The sequence below is a fragment of the Mobilicoccus caccae genome (assembly GCF_030161635.1).
Taxonomy (GTDB): Bacteria; Actinomycetota; Actinomycetes; order Actinomycetales; family Dermatophilaceae; genus Mobilicoccus; species Mobilicoccus caccae.
The window spans coordinates 1,454,100-1,470,015 of the sequence record NZ_BSUO01000001.1 but is presented as its reverse complement, the minus strand read 5'-3'; the positions used below and the strand labels follow the sequence as shown (position 1 = coordinate 1,470,015).

Here is a 15,916-nt window from a genome sequence, read left to right as displayed (position 1 = left end):
GTCTCGCAGCACCGGCCGACCGGTCAGCGCTGCTTGACCAGCACGGTTCCGCTCAGCTTGTCGTGCAACCCACGCTGATCCCGGTCCATGATGAGCACCGGGATCAGCAGGGCGAAGAGCACGGTGCGCTTGAGCGCGGCCACCGGGCCCGCCCATCCTCCGTCGACGCGGACGACGCGCAGACCCAGCAGGCGGTGTCCGATGGTGTAGCCGCCGGTGGCGACCATGATCAGGTGCAGGGCGAGGAAGACGAGTGTCGGGGTGAACACGGCCGGTCCGCCGACGCCCTGCCGGTAGCCGAACAGGCCCATGGCGATGACCTGGCAGATCGTGCCGTCGACCAGGAGGGCGACGATGCGCCGGCCGAAGGGCGCGATGGATCCGGGGCCCTGCTCCGGCAACCCCAGTGATCGTCCGGGGTAGTGGTCGCGGTCGACGTCGACCGGGGGTCCGGACAGCCAGGATCCGATGTCACGACGGTCGACCATGCGTGTCAGCCTATCCCGACCCTTCGCGGGCGGGCTGGGAGGACCGGGCCGCGAAACATGGTCGAAACACGGCGGTGACGATGGGTTAACCGCCACTGACTAAAGTCGACCTCGACAGCCGACGCCGCCAAGGCGTCCCCCGCACGAGGAGGTCGGTGTGTTCACCAGCCCTGAAGAGGTCCTGCAGTTCATCGAGGACGAGGACGTCCAGTTCGTCGACATCCGGTTCTGTGACCTGCCGGGTGTCATGCAGCACTTCAACGTTCCCGCCAAGTCCGTCGATCTGGACTTCTTCACCGAGGGGCAGGCCTTCGACGGCTCCTCGATCCGTGGGTTCCAGGCGATCCACGAGTCTGACATGAAGCTCGTTCCCGACGTCAAGACCGCCTACCTCGACCCGTTCCGGGTGGAGAAGACGCTCATCATGAACTTCTCCATCGTCGACCCGTTCACCGACGAGCCGTACGGTCGCGATCCGCGCAACATCGCCTCTCGCGCCGAGGCCTACCTGCAGTCGACGGGGATCGCGGACACCGCGTTCTTCGGCGCCGAGGCGGAGTTCTACGTCTTCGACGACATCCGGTTCGAGAACAACGCGCAGTCGACGTTCTACAAGCTCGACTCGGTCGAGGCTGCGTGGAACACCGGCCGTGAGGAGGAGGGCGGCAACCGCGGGTACAAGACCGCGTTCAAGGGCGGCTACTTCCCGGTGCCGCCGGTCGACCACTTCGCCGACATCCGCGACAAGATGTGCCTGAACCTGGCCACGGTGGGCCTGGAGGTCGAGCGCAGCCACCACGAGGTCGGCACCGCCGGCCAGCAGGAGATCAACTACCGCTTCGGCACGTTGCTGCACGCCGGCGACGACGTCATGAAGTTCAAGTACGTCATCAAGAACACCGCGTGGGAGTACGGCAAGAGCGCGACGTTCATGCCGAAGCCGCTGTTCGGCGACAACGGCTCGGGCATGCACACCCACCAGTCGTTGTGGAAGGACGGCGAGCCGCTGTTCTACGACGAGCAGGGGTACGGCGGCCTGTCGGACATCGCGCGCTGGTACATCGGTGGTCTGCTCAAGCACGCGCCCGCGCTGCTCGCGTTCACCAACCCCTCGGCCAACTCCTACCACCGCCTGGTTCCGGGCTTCGAGGCTCCGGTCAACCTGGTGTACTCGGCCCGTAACCGGTCGGCGTGTATCCGCATCCCGGTCGCGGGTGCCTCGCCCAAGGCGAAGCGCATCGAGTTCCGCATCCCGGACCCCTCGGCCAACCCCTACCTGGCGTTCGCGGCGCAGCTGATGGCCGGTCTGGACGGGATCCGTAACCGCATCGAGCCGCCGGAGCCGATCGACAAGGACTTGTACGAGCTTCCCCGGAGGAGCACGCGAACATCGACCAGGTGCCGTTCACGTTGGACGCGGTGCTGGACGCGCTCGAGGAGGACCACGAGTTCCTCCTGGAGGGTGAGGTGTTCAGCGAGGACTTGATCCGGACGTGGATCGACTGGAAGCGGGAGAACGAGGTCGCGCCGCTGCGGGCGCGTCCGCATCCGTACGAGTTCGAGATGTACTACGACATCTGACAAGGCGAGGGCGGAGGTAGGAGCGCAGCGGAGCGAGCATCCTGCCGTAGCCCGAGGTGCAGTCAGTGGCGTCATCAGGTACGACATCTGACAAGGCGAGGGCGGAGGTAGGAGCGCAGCGGAGCGAGCATCCTGCTGTAGCCCGAGGTGCAGTCAGTGGCGTCATCAGGTACGACATCTGATCCGGATCGGGCATGCCAGCTGAGGTCTGCGCTTCTGTCCGACGCGAGCCGTCACCCCCTGTGGGGTGGCGGCTCGCGGCTGTCTGCAGGGGGTCCGATCGGGCAGAAACCTGGCTGGCCCAAACGCCCGCGAGAGGCCTCTCGGAGTGACATGCTTCTGCCGTCCACTCATCGGCAGTCACGAGGAAGTGAGCCCTTCTGATGGGACTCAGAGATCAGATTCTGCGGCGAAAGCCCTTGTCCGAGATCACGTCGGGTTCGGACGAGGCCGGGCATCTCAAGCGGTCGATCGGTACCTTTCAGCTGACGATGTTCGGTGTGGGTGCCACGGTCGGCACCGGCATCTTCTTCGTCCTGCAGGAGGCTGTGCCGGACGCCGGTCCTGCGGTGCTCATGTCGTTCCTCATCGCCGGTATCGCGGCGGGTCTGTCGGTGGTCTGCTACGCGGAGTTGGCCGCGGCGATCCCGGTCAGTGGGTCGACGTATTCGTACGCCTACCACACGATGGGCGAGGGGATGGCGATGGTCATCGCCGCCTGCGTGCTCCTGGAGTACGGCGTGTCCACGTCGGCGGTCGCGGTCGGGTGGAGTGGCTACTTCAACGAGTTGACCAACGGTCTGTTCGGGTGGGCTCTGCCTCAGGCGCTGTCCTACGGGCCGATCCCGTTCGAGGGGTCGGCGACAGGCATCATCAACCTTCCCGCGGTCGTCCTCGTGTTCCTCTGCATGCTCCTGCTGCTCAAGGGCGCGACGGAGTCGGCGGCGGTGAACACGATCATGGTGCTCATCAAGCTGGGTGTCCTCATCATGTTCGCGGTCATCGCGTTCATGTCCTTCGACATCGTGCGGTTCGACAACTTCTGGGCCGCGGGCGCCGCCGGTATCAGCACTGCGGCCGGCACGATCTTCTTCTCGTTCATCGGTCTGGACGCCGTGGCCACCGCCGGTGAAGAGGTGAAGGACCCGCAGAAGGCTCTGCCGCGCGCGCTCATCGCGGCCCTGGTCGTCGTCATCACCGTGTACCTGCTCGTGGCGGCCGCCGGCGTCGGCTCCCAGCCGCTGTCGGAGTTCTCCACCGAGGAGCAGAAGAGCGCCGGTCTGGCGGTCATCCTGCGCAACCTCACCGGGTCGGAGATCCCGGCGATGGTCCTGTCGGCCGGCGCTGTCATCTCGATCTTCTCGGTCACCCTGGTCACCCTGTACGGCCAGACCCGCATCCTGTTCGCCATGGGCCGCGACGGGATGATCTCGCGCCGGTTCGCGCACGTGAACCCGCGGACGATGACCCCGAACTTCAACACCGTGGTCGCCTCCGCCGTCATCGCCACCATCGCCGGCCTCGTCCCGGCCGGGTACCTGTGGGACACGGTCTCGATCGGCACGCTGGTGGCCTTCACCGTGGTCGCCGCCGGCGTCATGGTGCTGCGTCGCACCCACCCTGATCTGCACCGCCCGTTCCGCGTTCCCGGCTACCCGGTGACGCCCGTCCTCGCGATCGCCGCCTGCGCCTACATCCTCTACGGGCTGTCCCTGTTCACCTGGATCACGTTCTTCGTGTGGCTGGCCGTCGTGCTCGGCTTCTACTACCTGTACGGACGCAAGAACGCCGCCATCGGGGGACACCGGCACCCGCAGGGCGACGTCGGGGACCCCATCGAACCGAAGGAGCTGTGATGACCTACGTCGTGGGCTGGAGCCCGTTCCATCGTGATGCCGGAGCGGTCGAACTCGCCTGTCAACTGGCCAAGTCCGCGGGCGAACGGCTGCACGTCATGTCGGTCCTTCCGTCCGGTTGGGGCGGTCTGGGCAAGCGCCACGAGGCGCGCTCGGAGGAGGAGGGGGAAAGGGCGGTCGAGGAGGCGCGCAGCTACCTGGACGCCGCGGGCGTCGAAGGTGACGTCATCTCCTGCACGGCCAAGTCCGTTCCGCAGGCGCTGCTGGATGCCGCCGAAGAGACCTCGGCCAGGATGATCGTCCTCGGGTCGGGCACCGAGGCCGGCATCGGCCGGATCGCGGTGTCCTCGAAGGCCAACCGCCTGTTGCACTCCAGTCCCGTCCCCGTCGCGGTGGCCCCACGTGGGCACCGCGCGGACGACGCCAAAGTCTCGCGGGTCACGTGTGCCTTCCGCAACGAGGAGGCGTCGCACACGACGCTGGAGGCGGCGGCCCGGTACTCCGATATCACCAACACTCCCCTGCGGTTGGTGACCTTCGGCGTCGAGCCTCGACGGATGTACCCCGCGGAGGTCAGCGGCGGCGACACGATGGTGCTGGAGGAGTGGCGCCGTCAGTCGTGCAAGGCCCTGGACGACGCGATCGCCGCGCTGGACCGCGACGACGTGACCCGTGAGCTCGTCGTGGGGCGAAGCTGGGACGACGTCCTGCACGAGGTCGACTGGGACCCGGGCGAGATCCTCATCGTGGGGTCGTCCTCGTCCATCAAGATCGCGCAGGTGTTCCTCGGATCCAGCGCCACCAAGATCGTCCGTTGCTCCCCGGTGCCCGTCATCGTCATGCCCTGAGTGAGCGCGGGCGTCCCAGCCGCATTCTCCGGTCCGGTGCACATGTCACCGGACCGGAGAACGGGCCTTGCACCCCGAGTGCGGCACGCACGTCAGGAGGAGGCATGCGCCCCGCATGCCGTCAGGATGTCAGCAATCGACCTCGCGTGCGGGGGGCGTTGTACGGCAGATCCTCCCTGCCGGCCGATCCCGTTGAGCCGCTGAACATCCGGCTTGTCGACATGCCTCGCGTGGCGTCTGCCTCAGGCGTCCCGACGCAGCTCGGCCACCTGTTCCTCGGCGATGAACCCGGCGCCGAGGTAGGTCGCGGCCGCCCCCGAAGTGGAACTCTCGGCGCACACCACGGCCTCCGAGGACCCCACGGCGTCATGGGTCAGTCAGCACCGCATCGACCCTCGACTTCAGGTCGCCGGGGATCTCCGGGGTGCCCTTCACCGCGGCCCGCAGCGACGAGCGTGCGGCTGCGGCAGCCGCGCGTGCGACCTCGGCCGTGCGCTCGGCCTCCTCACATCGCAGCAGGTGCCCGCGCACGGCGAGCAACTCCGGACGCATCTGGCCCGCACCGGTGAGCCGGTCGAGCTCCACGTGCAGAACGGTGGCCAGGTCGCACGCCTCCGTCAGACGCAGGGGCCGCAGGCCCTTCTCGGTCTTGACCACGGTCTGCTGATGCCAGGCGTGGCCGTGGGCGACCATGTCCTCCGCCAGCCGCGACTGCGTGATGCCCAGATGCTCGCGCAGTTGCTGCACGGTGCGACCGATCTGCGCGTCGGTCGTCGCGGGCGGGGCCGTCATGTCGCCGCCCCGCCCCGGGCGTAGCCGTCGCCGCCGCGGACGTCGTCGACGGCCGCCGGCTCGGCACTGAGCGGGATCGCCCACCGGATCAACGTGCCCGAGGGCTCGACGGGAACGGCCTGGAACGTGCCGCCGTGCTTGGTCGCCCGGCCGGCCAGGTTGGCCAGGCCACTGCGATCGGCGTCACGGCGCAGACCGACGCCGTTGTCGACGACCGTGACGATGAGGTCGTCGCCACAGACCACCTGCACCTTGGCGTCGGTGGCCTGGGCGTGCTTGGCCACGTTGGACAACGCCTCACGTACGACTGCCACGACATCGGCGACGAACTCGTCCGGGATGTCGGCCAGCCTGCCCTCGAACGACACGTCGGGCACGAACCCGAACGCGACGGCGGCCCGCTCGAGAACCGCCTCCAACTCCGGCCCCAGCCCGCCCTCGGGAAACCCGTGGTGGAGCTCGAAGATCGCCGACCTGATGTCCTTGACCGCGCGGTCCAACTCGTCGACCACCGAATCGATGCGCTGAGCCACCTTGCCCTCGGTGTGCCGCCCCACCGCCTGCAGGGTCAGACCGGCGGCGAACAGACGCTGGATGACGTGGTCGTGCATGTCCCGGGCGATCCGGTCGCGATCCTCCAGCAGCACCGCGTGCGAACGAGACCGCTGGGCACGGGCCGCCTCGATCGCCAGCCCCATCCGATCGGCGAACCCGGTGAGCAGACCCATGGTCTCCCCCACGTCCGAGGGAGCGTCGCTACCCCAACTCAACGCGATCAACCCCATCTCGACGTCGCCGACCGCCACGGGGACCAGGGCCGTCGTCCCCGCACGCTCCAACCCCAGCGGAAGCCGCAACTGGTCGGACAGCTCACCACCGGTGACGTCGTGAGGGTCGATGCGCAGCAGCACCGGGGTCCGGCTGGCCATGATCAACCGCCAGCGGGGATCCTCCAGCACCTCCCCACGCAAGTGGTCGGCGTCGCCGACGGTGTCCACGTCCACGGCCTGCACCAGGAGTCCCCCGTCGGGGTCGTGCACCAGCAGCGTGCACAACTGCGCCTCACCGAGGTCACGCGCACGCTTGACCATGCGCGCCAGGGCGGATCTCTCGTTGCGTCCCTCGAGCAGGGTCTGGGTGAGGTCGCCCACCGCCTCGGACCACTCCTCCGCCCGGCGTGAACGGCGGTAGAGCTGGGCGTTGTCGACGGCTATGCCGGCCGCCGCCGCCAGCGCGGTGAGCACCGCCTCGTCGTCCTCGGTGAACGTCCCGTCGATCTTCTCGGTGAGGTAGAGGTTGCCGAAGACGACGTCGCGCACCCGGATCGGCACCCCGATGAAAGAGGTCATCGGCGGGTGTCCGGGCGGGAATCCCACAGCCTCCGGGTGTTGCGTGAGGTCCTTGATCCGCATTGGATGCGGGCGCTCCAGCAGCAACCCCAGCACGCCGAGTCCGCGCGGCGGGGATCCGAGATCCTCCACCACCCCCTCGGGCAGCCCGTGGTGGACGAACTCCACGAGATGCCGCCCGGCGGGGTCGATGACACCGATGGCGCCGTAGCGGGCGCCCAGCAACGTGCAGGCCGACTCGACCACATGGGAGAGCACCAGCGACAGATCGAGGTCGCTGCTGATCGCGACGACAGCGTCGAGCAGGGAGGCCAGGCGCTCCTGGGATTGCCCCGCGCCCCGCGCCCGGTGCCGGATCTCACCGAGCAGATCCTCCAGATCGAGGGACGAGGGCCGCGCGAACGCGGGTCGTCCCGGACCGGGCAGCGGATCTGCATGGCTCATTCCCCGATCGTACGGGGACGAGCGAGAACTACGACGTGACCGGCCTCGGCGTCGACGGACGCGCCGTGAGGACGTCGCAGGACGCGTGCTCGAGGCAGTACACCGCCAGCGCCGACATCTCGTGAGGATCGTCGCTGCCGACGACGAGCAGCCCCGCGCCGCGGCTGCGCTGGACGAGGACGGGACCGGCCTCGCCGACCGCGATCTCGAAGGAGACCGGAACCCGCGAACTCTCCCGCAGGGCCTTCAGCGCCGCCGCGAAGGTGAGCTCACCCCCGGCGTCGCGCTCCTTCTCGTCGGTGCCCGGCTCGAGCACCTGCACGAACCGCACGCGTGCACCCCGGCCGACGGCCTCGCGGACGGCCGCGCGGGCGACCCGTCCGGCCGAGGGCCCCGGAACGAGGCCCGCCACGACGTCGAGCACGGGCGTGGCAGCCTGCTGCTCGGCGTGTTCCCATCGGCCACTGGTCATGTCGCCAGCGTCGACCGTCCGGCCGGGTGGGCCAAGGGTCGAAAGTCCTGCGGCCGGGGGAAACGTCCGATCTCAGCGCTCGTTCCGCCCTGCGCGCTCGGAGAGTTCGTCGCCGTGGGTGGCCGCGAAGACCGCCGCCTGGGTGCGTCGTTCCATGCCGAGTTTGGCCAGCACGGCGGTGATGTAGTTCTTGACGGTCTTCTCGGCGAGGAAGAGCTCGGCACCGATCTGACGGTTCGTCATGCCCTTGGCGACGTGCAGGAGGATCCGCCGCTCCTGGGGGTGAGGCTGCGCAGGCGGGGGTCTCCGGGCTCGGTGGCGATGAGCTTGTCCTGCACCGCCGCCACGTCGCGATCGGCCAGGAGCCGCTCCCCCGAGGCCACCCGCCGCACGGCGTCGACGAAGTCGGCCCCGCGGATGTCCTTGAGAAGGTAGCCCGCCGCGCCGGCCAGGACCGCCGCCGTCAGCGCCCGCTCGTCGTCGAAGGAGGTGAGGATGAGCCCGGCGATCCGCTCGTCCACCGAGCGCACGGCGCGACACACCTCGATGCCCGAGCCGTCGGGCAGGCGCGCGTCGAGCACGGCGACGTCGGGACGCAGCGCCGGGATGCGGCGGATCGCCTCCTCCGCCGAGCCGGACTCGCCGACGACCTGGAGGTCGTCCTCGAGCTCCAGCAGCTCGCGAAGCCCCCGTCGCACGATCTCGTGGTCGTCCAGCAGGTACACAGTGATCGTCATCGTCACCTCTTGATCGGGCCCGGTCGCTCCGGGGTCGGTGGGCGCTTCGTGTATCGGTCCGTCGGCGTCATGGTCGATGCCGTCATCGCGCAGGGATCACGACAAACCTACTCCCGACCGTAGAACACCCGTTCCGTCACGGTCCTCGCCCGACGCGCCGCACGTCGATACCTCTCACCCAACTCGGCGCCGCTACCGGGTTCTCCACCGAGGATGCGGTGGATCGCCTCGGCGTCGCGATGGTTGGCCGGGAGGGAGTCCGTCGTGCGGGAGCGCCACAGGACGGCCGCGTTGCGCAGGGAGGAGGCCAGCGACCAGGCGTCCCGGAGTGCCTCGGCGTCGCCGGCGTCGATGAGCGAGGCCTCCTGCGCCGCCGCCAGCGCCCCAAGCGTCGAGGTGGTGCGCAGCCCCTCCACCGCGTGGGCATGCCGCAGTTGCAGGAGCTGGACGGTCCACTCGACGTCGGACAACCCACCGCGACCGAGCTTGAGGTGGGTCTTGGGGTCGGCCCCGCGTGGCAGGCGTTCGGCCTCCATGCGTGCCTTGAGCCGGCGGATGTCCTTGACGGCGCCGGGCGACGCGGCGTCCGGGGAGTACCTCACCTCGTCGGCCACCTCGGTGAACTCGACGCCGAGAGAGACGTCACCGGCCACCGGGCGCGCCCGCAGGAGGGCCTGGTGCTCCCACGAGTCCGACCACCGGCGGTAGTAGGTGCGGTAGCCGTCGATGGTGCGCGAGAGGGGCCCGTTCTTGCCTTCGGGACGCAGGTCGACGTCGATCTCCAGGCCGGGGTCGGGCCCGGAGATCCGGGTGGAGCGCCGCAGCTCCTGCACGACCGCGTTGACCGCGGTCGTCACTTCCTGCGGGTCGGCCCCCTCGTGCGGCCGGTGGACCACCAGCAGGTCTGCGTCAGAGCCGTATCCGAACTCCCGACCGCCCAGTCGTCCCATGCCGATGAGGGCGAAGTCGGCCGGCACGGGCTCGCGACGCTCGTGGCCGACCTTGGCGATCGCGACCTCGAGGGCGACGTCGAGCATGGCTTCGGTGAGATCGGTCAGGGCCTCCCCCACGGCTGTGAGGTCGAGTTCGCCGACGAGGTCGGCCAGGGCCAGGCGGAAGAGCTCCTGGCGGCGCACGATCCGGGCCGCCTGCAACGCCGACCCGGTGTCGTCCTGGCGTTCCACGGTCTTGCGCATCGTGCTCGCGATCGAATCCCGGTCCCGCGGTCTCAGGCCGGTCTGCGAGCCGAGCATCCTGACCGATTCCGGTGCCTGCGCGAGGAGGTCGGCCGCGTAGCGGCTGCGGGCGAGGACGTGTGCGAGGCGGTCTGCGGCGCGGCCCTCGTCGCGCAACATCTTGAGGTACCAGGGCGTCCGGCCCAGCGACTCACTGACCCGGCGGAACGCCAGCAGGCCCGCATCGGGGTCGGCCTCGTCGGCGAACCAGCCCAGCATGACGGGCAGCAGGGTGCGCTGGATGGCCGCGGTGCGGGAGGTCCCCGCGGTGAGGGCCTCGAGGTGGCGCAGCGCGCCGCGGGGATCGCGGTAGCCGAGCGCGGCCAGACGGTCGCGGGCGGCGTCCGGGGTCAGCCGGGCGTCGTCGGAGGACAGCCTCGCCACGGCCGCGAGCAGCGGGCGGTAGAAGAGGGATTCGTGCAGCCGCCGGACCTCGCGGGACTCCTCGCGCCACCGCGCGGTCACGGCCGTCTCCGGATCCGTGCGCATCCCGAGCGACCTGCCGAGGCGACGCAGGTCCTCGGCCGCGGTCGGCATGAGGTGCGTGCGCCGCATCCGGTAGACCTGGATGCGATGTTCGAGGCTGCGCAGTAGCCGGTAGGCATCCGCGAGCCGCACCGCATCCTCCCTGGCCACATACCCGCCCCCGGCGAGCGCGTTCAGCGCGTCGAGCGTGCGGGCCGACCGCAGGGAGGGGTCGGTGCGTCCGTGCACGAGCTGGAGCAGTTGGGCGCTGAACTCGATGTCGCGCAGACCTCCGACGCCGAGCTTGATCTCGCGGGTGGCCTCGGCCTTGGGCAGATGCGCCTCGACGCGCAGGCGCATGGCCTGCACGTCCTCGACGAACTGCTCGCGGGAGGCGACGTCCCACACCATCGGCGACACGGCGTCGAGGTAGGTCTGGCCCACCTCGCGGTCGCCGGCAACGACCCGCGCCTTGAGCAGGGCCTGGAACTCCCAGGTCTTGGCCCAGCGGCGGTAGTAGGCGAGGTGGCTCGCCACCGTGCGCACCAGCGGCCCCTGCTTGCCCTCGGGGCGCAGCGCGGCGTCCACCTGCCACAGCGAACCCTCGGCGGTGGAGGCCGAGCACGTCTTCATCAGGGACGTGGCCAGCCGGGTCGCGGCGGCGACCGCGTCGGTCTCCTGGGCTCCCTCCGCCGGCTCGGCGACGAAGATGACGTCGACGTCGGAGATGTAGTTGAGTTCGCGCCCACCGCACTTGCCCATCCCGATGACGGCCAGACGGCAGTGCTCGGCGTCCTCCGGGTGCTCCTCGACGGCGATCGCCAGAGCTGCCTCGAGCGCCGCGGCGGCGAGATCGGCGAGGTGCTCGGCCGTCGTGTCGAGGATACCGAGGGGGTCGGCCGACGCCAGGTCGAGCGCCGCGATCCCGAGCAGTTGACGGCGGTAGCCGATGCGCAGGGCGTCCGCGGCGCTCGTCTCCCCCGCTCGCCCGCCGAGACCCGGTGGCGCAGGTCGGCGACCCTGGCCTCGGCGTCGAGGGATTCGGGATTCGCCGCCGCGATCCAGTGGTCGGGGTGCCGCGCGAGATGGTCGGTCAGACCGCTGGAGGCGCCGAACACCGCGAGCAAACGGTCGCGGTCCTCCCCGCGACGCGAGCAGACCTCGCGCAGGTCGGCCAGCCGCGCCGCGCCCGCGTTCTCGGACTCCCGCTCGACGGCCGCCTCCAGCACGCGCACGAGTCCGAGCAGCGCGAGGTCGGGGTCGGCCGTGTGGGCCAGGGCCCGCAGCAGGCCCGTGTCGTCACTCTCGAGGTCGACGATCCCGTCGAGCACCTCGGAGGACACCATCGCGAGGGCCCGACGTGTGTCGGCGAACCCCAGCCGGGCGACGTACCCCGCCGAGGTGGTCGACCGCCTGGTCATAGCGTCGGGAGCAGCCGCTCGAGCTCGAACGGGGTGACCTGCGCCCGGTAGTCGGCCCATTCCTGACGCTTGTTGCGCAGGAAGACGTCGAAGACGTGCTCGCCGAGCGCCTCGGCGACGAGGTCCGAACGCTCCATCGCGTCGATCGCCTGGTCGAGGGAGGAAGGCAGCGGCACGATGCCGAGGGCGTGGCGTTCGGAGTCGGTGAGACGCCACACGTCGTCCTCCGCCTCCTCGGGGAGTTCGTACCCGTTCTCCACGCCCGCCAGGCCGGCGTGGAGCAGCACGGCGAACGCCAGATACGGGTTGCAGGCCGGATCCATCGTGCGGACCTCGATGCGGCTGCTGTTCTCCTTGCCCGGCTTGTACAGCGGCACCCGGATCATCGCGCTGGAGTTGTTGTGCCCCCAGCAGATGTGCGCCGGAGCCTCGCCGCCGCCCCACAACCGCTTGTAGCTGTTGACCCACTGGTTGGTGATCGCGGTGATCTCCGACCCGTGGTGGAGCAGACCGGCGATGAACTGCCGCGCGACCTTGCTCAACTGGTAGGGGGCGCCCGCCTCGTGGAAGGCGTTGCGATCGCCCTCGAACAGGGACAGGTGCGTGTGCATCCCCGAACCGGGGTGGCGCGACAGGGGTTTGGGCATGAACGAGGCGAAGAAGTCGCCCTGGGCGGCCAACTCCTTGATGACGGTGCGGAACGTCATGATGTTGTCGGCGGTCGACAACGCATCGGCGTAGCGCAGGTCGATCTCGTTCTGCCCCGGACCGCCTTCGTGGTGGCTGAACTCCACCGAGATGCCCATGGACTCGAGGATCTGGATCGCGTCTCGGCGGAAGTCCTGACCGCGGCTGTCGGCGACGTGGTCGAAGTACCCCGCCTGGTCGATGGGACGCGGAGCCTCCCCCGGCACCAGCGGCGTCTCGAAGAGGAAGAACTCGATCTCGGGGTGGGTGTAGAACGTAAACCCCATGTCGGCGGCCTTGTCCAGCGCACGCCGCAGGACGTGCCGCGGATCGCCCGGGCTCGGGGATCCGTCGGGAGTGTGGATGTCGGCGAACATCCGTGCGGTCACCGGCGGTTCGCCGCGCCACGGCAGCACCTGGAAGGTGGCCGGGTCGGGCCGCACCAACATGTCGGCCTCGGTGATACGCGAGAACCCCTCGATCGCCGACCCGTCGAAACCGAGCCCCTCCTCGAAGGCACTCTCCAACTCCGCGGGGGCGACGGCGACCGACTTGAGCGTGCCCACCACATCGGTGAACCACAGGCGGATGAACCTGATGTCCCGCTCCTCGACAGCCCGGAGCACGTATTCCTGTTGCCGATCCATGACGCAATCCTGCCTCATGCCCCCCACCGCGTCCCGGCGGGCGGCGCCGGCCGATGGCCACATGAGGGTGCGATTCCGGGCCCTAGGTCATGGTCAGGGCCGTCCTTCGCGTGGTGTCCTAGGAGGACGAGTTCTCCCCGCCGAGGGGCAGCCTCGGCGGGATCGCGACGAGGAGGTCCGATGTCTCTTCAGCAAGACACCGATGCCGAGGTGGCCACGCCCGACGGCAAGGATGCGATCGAGGTCGTCCAGCACGTGCCCAGGCCCATCAGTGAGGTCTGGGCGCGACTCACGCAGAAGGAGGGCATCGAGGCCTTCCTGGGTGAGGGCGCCATGCTCGGCGCCAAGGGCGACCCGTGGCACGCGGCCGACGGCACCTGCGGCGTCACCCGCAGCTACCACCCCGAGCAGCAGGTCCGCGTCTCCTGGCACGCCGACGCCGACGCCCCGGCCACGCTGGTCGACCTCCAGATGCAACCCGAAGGCGACGGCACGCTGTTGACCCTGCGGCACGAGCACCTCGACGAGTCCGCCGACCGGGAGGCCCTGCGGTCCCGCTGGGACGCGGCCCTCGACCGACTCACGCGCGTCTGAGGCGGCACTCCACCGCCCCCGGGTATCCGTAGGCCCCGCCGCCCGAACCGAATCGGGGAGCGGGGCCTTCGGGGCCCGACGTGACGTCAGGCAGATCTGAGGATGCGGGAGGCGAGTCCGGTCACCAACGGTCCTCGTCGGGGTCGCGACCGTCCTCCTCCGCGCGACGGCGGTCCTCCTCGTCCCAGGCCTCGGTCCGGCTCGCGGCCTTGTCGAGCGCCTGCTCGGCGTCCTGGCGGGTCTCATACGGCCCCATCAGGTGCTCCTTGCGTGACGTGTTCTCGTCCTCTTCGACCTGACGCGTGTCGACGTTGAACCAGTACGGCATCCGTGACCACCTCCGACTTCGGGAAGAGCGCGGCCGGGGAGTCCGCCGCGCTCGCACGTCCGCCCACTGTACCGACGGGGCGCTCCCGCGGCCCGACTCCGCGAGCACCGGCGGGCCGATCGCCCGGTGCGGCCTGGACCTAGAGTTGGGTCCATGCCAGTCAGCTCTCCCCTGATGCCCGGAACCGTGTCTCCCCGGCGTCCCGTCCCCTCGTCCATCGCGCGTCCGGAGTACGTCGACCGCGAAGCGCCCGCGCCGTACACCGGCGGGGAGGTCAAGGACGCCGAGACGATCGAGCTCATGCGACACGCCGGACGGGTGGCGGCCCGGGCGCTCGCCGCCGCCGGCGCCGTGATCGCCCCGGGGGTCACCACCGACGAGGTGGACCGTGTCGCCCACCAGTCGATGATCGACGACGGCGCCTACCCCTCGACGCTCGGCTACCGGCACTTTCCCAAGTCCTGCTGCACGAGCGTCAACGAGGTCGTCTGCCACGGCATCCCCGACGACCGGCCGCTGGCCGAGGGTGACATCGTCAACGTCGACGTCACCGCGTACACCGGCGGTGTGCACGGCGACACCAACGCCACCTTCCTCGTCGGCGAGGTCGACGAGGAGTCACGGCTGCTCGTGGAGCGCACGCAGGAGGCCCTGCGCCGCGGCATCAAGGCTGTGGCCCCCGGCCGCCAGATCAACGTCATCGGCCGCGTGATCGAGAGCTACGCCAAGCGATTCGGCTACGGAGTCGTGCGCGACTACACCGGGCACGGCATCGGCACGGGCTTCCACACCGGGCTCGTCATCCCCCACTACGACGCCGCGCCGGGGTACGACACGGTGATGGAGCCGGGGATGACCTTCACGATCGAGCCGATGCTCAGTCTCGGCACCCACGAATGTGAGATCTGGGACGACGACTGGACCGTGGTCACCGCCGACTGGCGCCGGTCCGCCCAGTTCGAACACACCATCCTCGTCACCGAGCGTGGTGCTGAGATCCTCACGCTCACCGACTGATTCGCGGGCGAGGGCGATCCGATGGTCGGCTGTGGGCAGTGCCCCGCACGCAGCGACGCACGCACCGCGACGGGTGTCGTCGACCATGCCGTGCGGCCGATCGGTCGGTAGGTTCTCGTCCGCGTCCTATCCTGTTCGCCTCACGTCCATCTACCGAGGAGTCACGTCCCATGCCCGGCACCCCCTCCCGCTTGGCATCGACATCGGCGGCAGCGGCATCAAGGGCGCTCCGGTCGACCTCGACGCCGGGAGCTTCGCCGCCGACCGGATCCGCATCGAGACGCCCGGGTCCTCCACCCCCGACGCCGTCGCCGCGGTCGTCGCGGAGATCGTCGCCGAGTTCCAGAAGACGAGCCCCGACGGGCCGATCGGTGTGGCGTTGCCCGCCGTGGTCACCCACGGTGTCGTGCGCACCGCGGCCAACATCGACAAGAGCTGGATCGGCACCGACGCGGCGACACTGCTGTCCGACACCCTCGGCCGCAAGGTCGTCGTCGTCAACGACGCCGACGCCGCCGGGATGGCCGAGATGCAGTACGGATCCGCGCGCGAGACCAGCGGCACGGTGCTCGTGTCCACGCTCGGCACCGGCATCGGATCGGCGGTGTTCGTCGACGGTCGCCTCGTGCCCAACACCGAGTTCGGTCACCTCGAGATCGACGGCCACGACGCGGAGCGGCGCGCCTCGAACGGTGCGCGGGAGGCCGACGACCTGTCCTGGGAGAAGTGGGCCAAGCGGCTGCAGCGGTACTTCCGGCACGTCGAGGACCTCATCTGGCCCGACCTCATCGTCGTCGGCGGTGGAGTCTCGAAGAAGGCCGACAAGTTCCTCCCGCTGCTCGACCTGCGCACGCCGATCGTGCCGGCCACGCTGCGCAACGACGCGGGCATCATCGGTGCGGCCCGGCTCGCCACGCTGTCGAAGGCGCCCTGAGCCCTCGGTGATTCCGGCCGA

The 15,916-nt window shown here is 69.7% G+C and carries 12 protein-coding genes and 2 pseudogenes; 6 read left to right on the top strand and 8 right to left on the bottom strand.

From position 1 onward, the window contains the following. Positions 1-23: 23 nt before the first annotated feature. Positions 24-488: an RDD family protein gene (locus QQK49_RS07040; protein WP_284303321.1), complete on the bottom strand. Its 465-nt coding sequence runs from the start codon at positions 486-488 to the stop codon at positions 24-26. 157 nt (positions 489-645) lie between these two features. On the opposite strand from QQK49_RS07040, the pseudogene glnA reads away from it, so the two are divergent. The 3 genes and pseudogenes from glnA to QQK49_RS07025 all read left to right on the top strand — a co-directional run bounded on the left by glnA (position 646) and on the right by QQK49_RS07025 (position 4,773). Then, a pseudogene (gene glnA, locus QQK49_RS07035) lies at positions 646-2,069 on the top strand (type I glutamate--ammonia ligase). Between the two features lie 419 nt (positions 2,070-2,488). Next, positions 2,489-3,925, top strand: coding sequence for an amino acid permease (locus QQK49_RS07030; protein ID WP_431310516.1), 1,437 nt, complete (start codon positions 2,489-2,491; stop codon positions 3,923-3,925). Beyond that, on the top strand, positions 3,925-4,773 hold the full coding sequence (locus QQK49_RS07025; protein ID WP_284303319.1) for a universal stress protein: 849 nt from the start codon (positions 3,925-3,927) through the stop codon (positions 4,771-4,773). Before QQK49_RS07030 ends, QQK49_RS07025 begins: the two co-directional genes overlap by 1 nt. A gap of 366 nt (positions 4,774-5,139) precedes the next feature. Here the strand turns inward: QQK49_RS07025 and QQK49_RS07020 are convergent, their stop codons facing one another. From QQK49_RS07020 to QQK49_RS06995, 6 genes and pseudogenes are all read right to left on the bottom strand, one after another. Beyond that, on the bottom strand, positions 5,140-5,565 hold the full coding sequence (locus tag QQK49_RS07020) for a helix-turn-helix domain-containing protein (RefSeq protein ID WP_284303318.1): 426 nt from the start codon (positions 5,563-5,565) through the stop codon (positions 5,140-5,142). Further along, positions 5,562-7,358 carry a GAF domain-containing sensor histidine kinase gene (locus QQK49_RS07015; RefSeq protein WP_284303317.1) on the bottom strand — a complete coding sequence of 599 codons (1,797 nt, stop codon included), beginning with the start codon at positions 7,356-7,358 and terminating at the stop codon, positions 5,562-5,564. The genes QQK49_RS07020 and QQK49_RS07015 overlap by 4 nt, the downstream gene beginning before the upstream one ends. Before the next feature lie 28 nt (positions 7,359-7,386). After that, positions 7,387-7,830: a universal stress protein gene (locus tag QQK49_RS07010; protein WP_284303316.1), complete on the bottom strand. Its 444-nt coding sequence runs from the start codon at positions 7,828-7,830 to the stop codon at positions 7,387-7,389. Positions 7,831-7,902: 72 nt separating this feature from the next. Further along, positions 7,903-8,567 (bottom strand): annotated as a pseudogene (locus QQK49_RS07005) (response regulator). 107 nt (positions 8,568-8,674) lie between these two features. Then, a complete protein-coding gene (locus QQK49_RS07000; protein ID WP_348536251.1) occupies positions 8,675-11,191 on the bottom strand; it encodes a bifunctional [glutamine synthetase] adenylyltransferase/[glutamine synthetase]-adenylyl-L-tyrosine phosphorylase in 2,517 nt (838 codons plus the stop codon). Positions 11,192-11,684: 493 nt separating this feature from the next. After that, the gene (locus QQK49_RS06995) at positions 11,685-13,022 is read right to left on the bottom strand and encodes a glutamine synthetase family protein (protein WP_284303315.1); all 1,338 of its coding nucleotides are present in this window, start codon (positions 13,020-13,022) and stop codon (positions 11,685-11,687) included. A gap of 180 nt (positions 13,023-13,202) precedes the next feature. Between QQK49_RS06995 and QQK49_RS06990 the strand changes: the two genes are divergently transcribed. Then, positions 13,203-13,616 (top strand): SRPBCC family protein, encoded by a 414-nt coding sequence (locus tag QQK49_RS06990; protein ID WP_284303314.1) that lies wholly within the window; start codon positions 13,203-13,205, stop codon positions 13,614-13,616. Between the two features lie 121 nt (positions 13,617-13,737). Here QQK49_RS06990 and QQK49_RS06985 read toward each other — a convergent pair whose 3' ends face one another. Beyond that, positions 13,738-13,944: a methionine aminopeptidase gene (locus QQK49_RS06985; RefSeq protein ID WP_284303313.1), complete on the bottom strand. Its 207-nt coding sequence runs from the start codon at positions 13,942-13,944 to the stop codon at positions 13,738-13,740. A gap of 153 nt (positions 13,945-14,097) precedes the next feature. On the opposite strand from QQK49_RS06985, the gene map reads away from it, so the two are divergent. Together map and ppgK are read left to right on the top strand one after the other, a co-directional pair. Then, positions 14,098-14,961 carry a type I methionyl aminopeptidase gene (gene map / locus QQK49_RS06980; protein WP_284303312.1) on the top strand — a complete coding sequence of 288 codons (864 nt, stop codon included), beginning with the start codon at positions 14,098-14,100 and terminating at the stop codon, positions 14,959-14,961. An 85-nt stretch (positions 14,962-15,046) separates the two neighbouring features. Continuing rightward, positions 15,047-15,895 (top strand): polyphosphate--glucose phosphotransferase, encoded by an 849-nt coding sequence (gene ppgK / locus QQK49_RS06975; RefSeq protein ID WP_284303311.1) that lies wholly within the window; start codon positions 15,047-15,049, stop codon positions 15,893-15,895. The last annotated feature ends 21 nt before the right edge of the window (positions 15,896-15,916 follow it).

Bases quoted from the DNA above. Each gene is read 5' to 3' on its own strand.
- QQK49_RS07040 (WP_284303321.1), bottom strand. From the start codon at position 488: ATGGTCGACCGTCGTGACATCGGATCCTGGCTGTCCGGACCCCCGGTC.
- QQK49_RS07025 (WP_284303319.1), top strand. From the start codon at position 3,925: ATGACCTACGTCGTGGGCTGGAGCCCGTTCCATCGTGATGCCGGAGCG.
- QQK49_RS07020 (WP_284303318.1), bottom strand. From the start codon at position 5,565: ATGACGGCCCCGCCCGCGACGACCGACGCGCAGATCGGTCGCACCGTG.
- QQK49_RS07015 (WP_284303317.1), bottom strand. From the start codon at position 7,358: ATGAGCCATGCAGATCCGCTGCCCGGTCCGGGACGACCCGCGTTCGCG.
- QQK49_RS07010 (WP_284303316.1), bottom strand. From the start codon at position 7,830: ATGACCAGTGGCCGATGGGAACACGCCGAGCAGCAGGCTGCCACGCCC.
- QQK49_RS06995 (WP_284303315.1), bottom strand. From the start codon at position 13,022: ATGGATCGGCAACAGGAATACGTGCTCCGGGCTGTCGAGGAGCGGGAC.
- QQK49_RS06990 (WP_284303314.1), top strand. From the start codon at position 13,203: ATGTCTCTTCAGCAAGACACCGATGCCGAGGTGGCCACGCCCGACGGC.
- QQK49_RS06985 (WP_284303313.1), bottom strand. From the start codon at position 13,944: ATGCCGTACTGGTTCAACGTCGACACGCGTCAGGTCGAAGAGGACGAG.
- map (WP_284303312.1), top strand. From the start codon at position 14,098: ATGCCAGTCAGCTCTCCCCTGATGCCCGGAACCGTGTCTCCCCGGCGT.
- ppgK (WP_284303311.1), top strand. From the start codon at position 15,047: ATGCCGTGCGGCCGATCGGTCGGTAGGTTCTCGTCCGCGTCCTATCCT.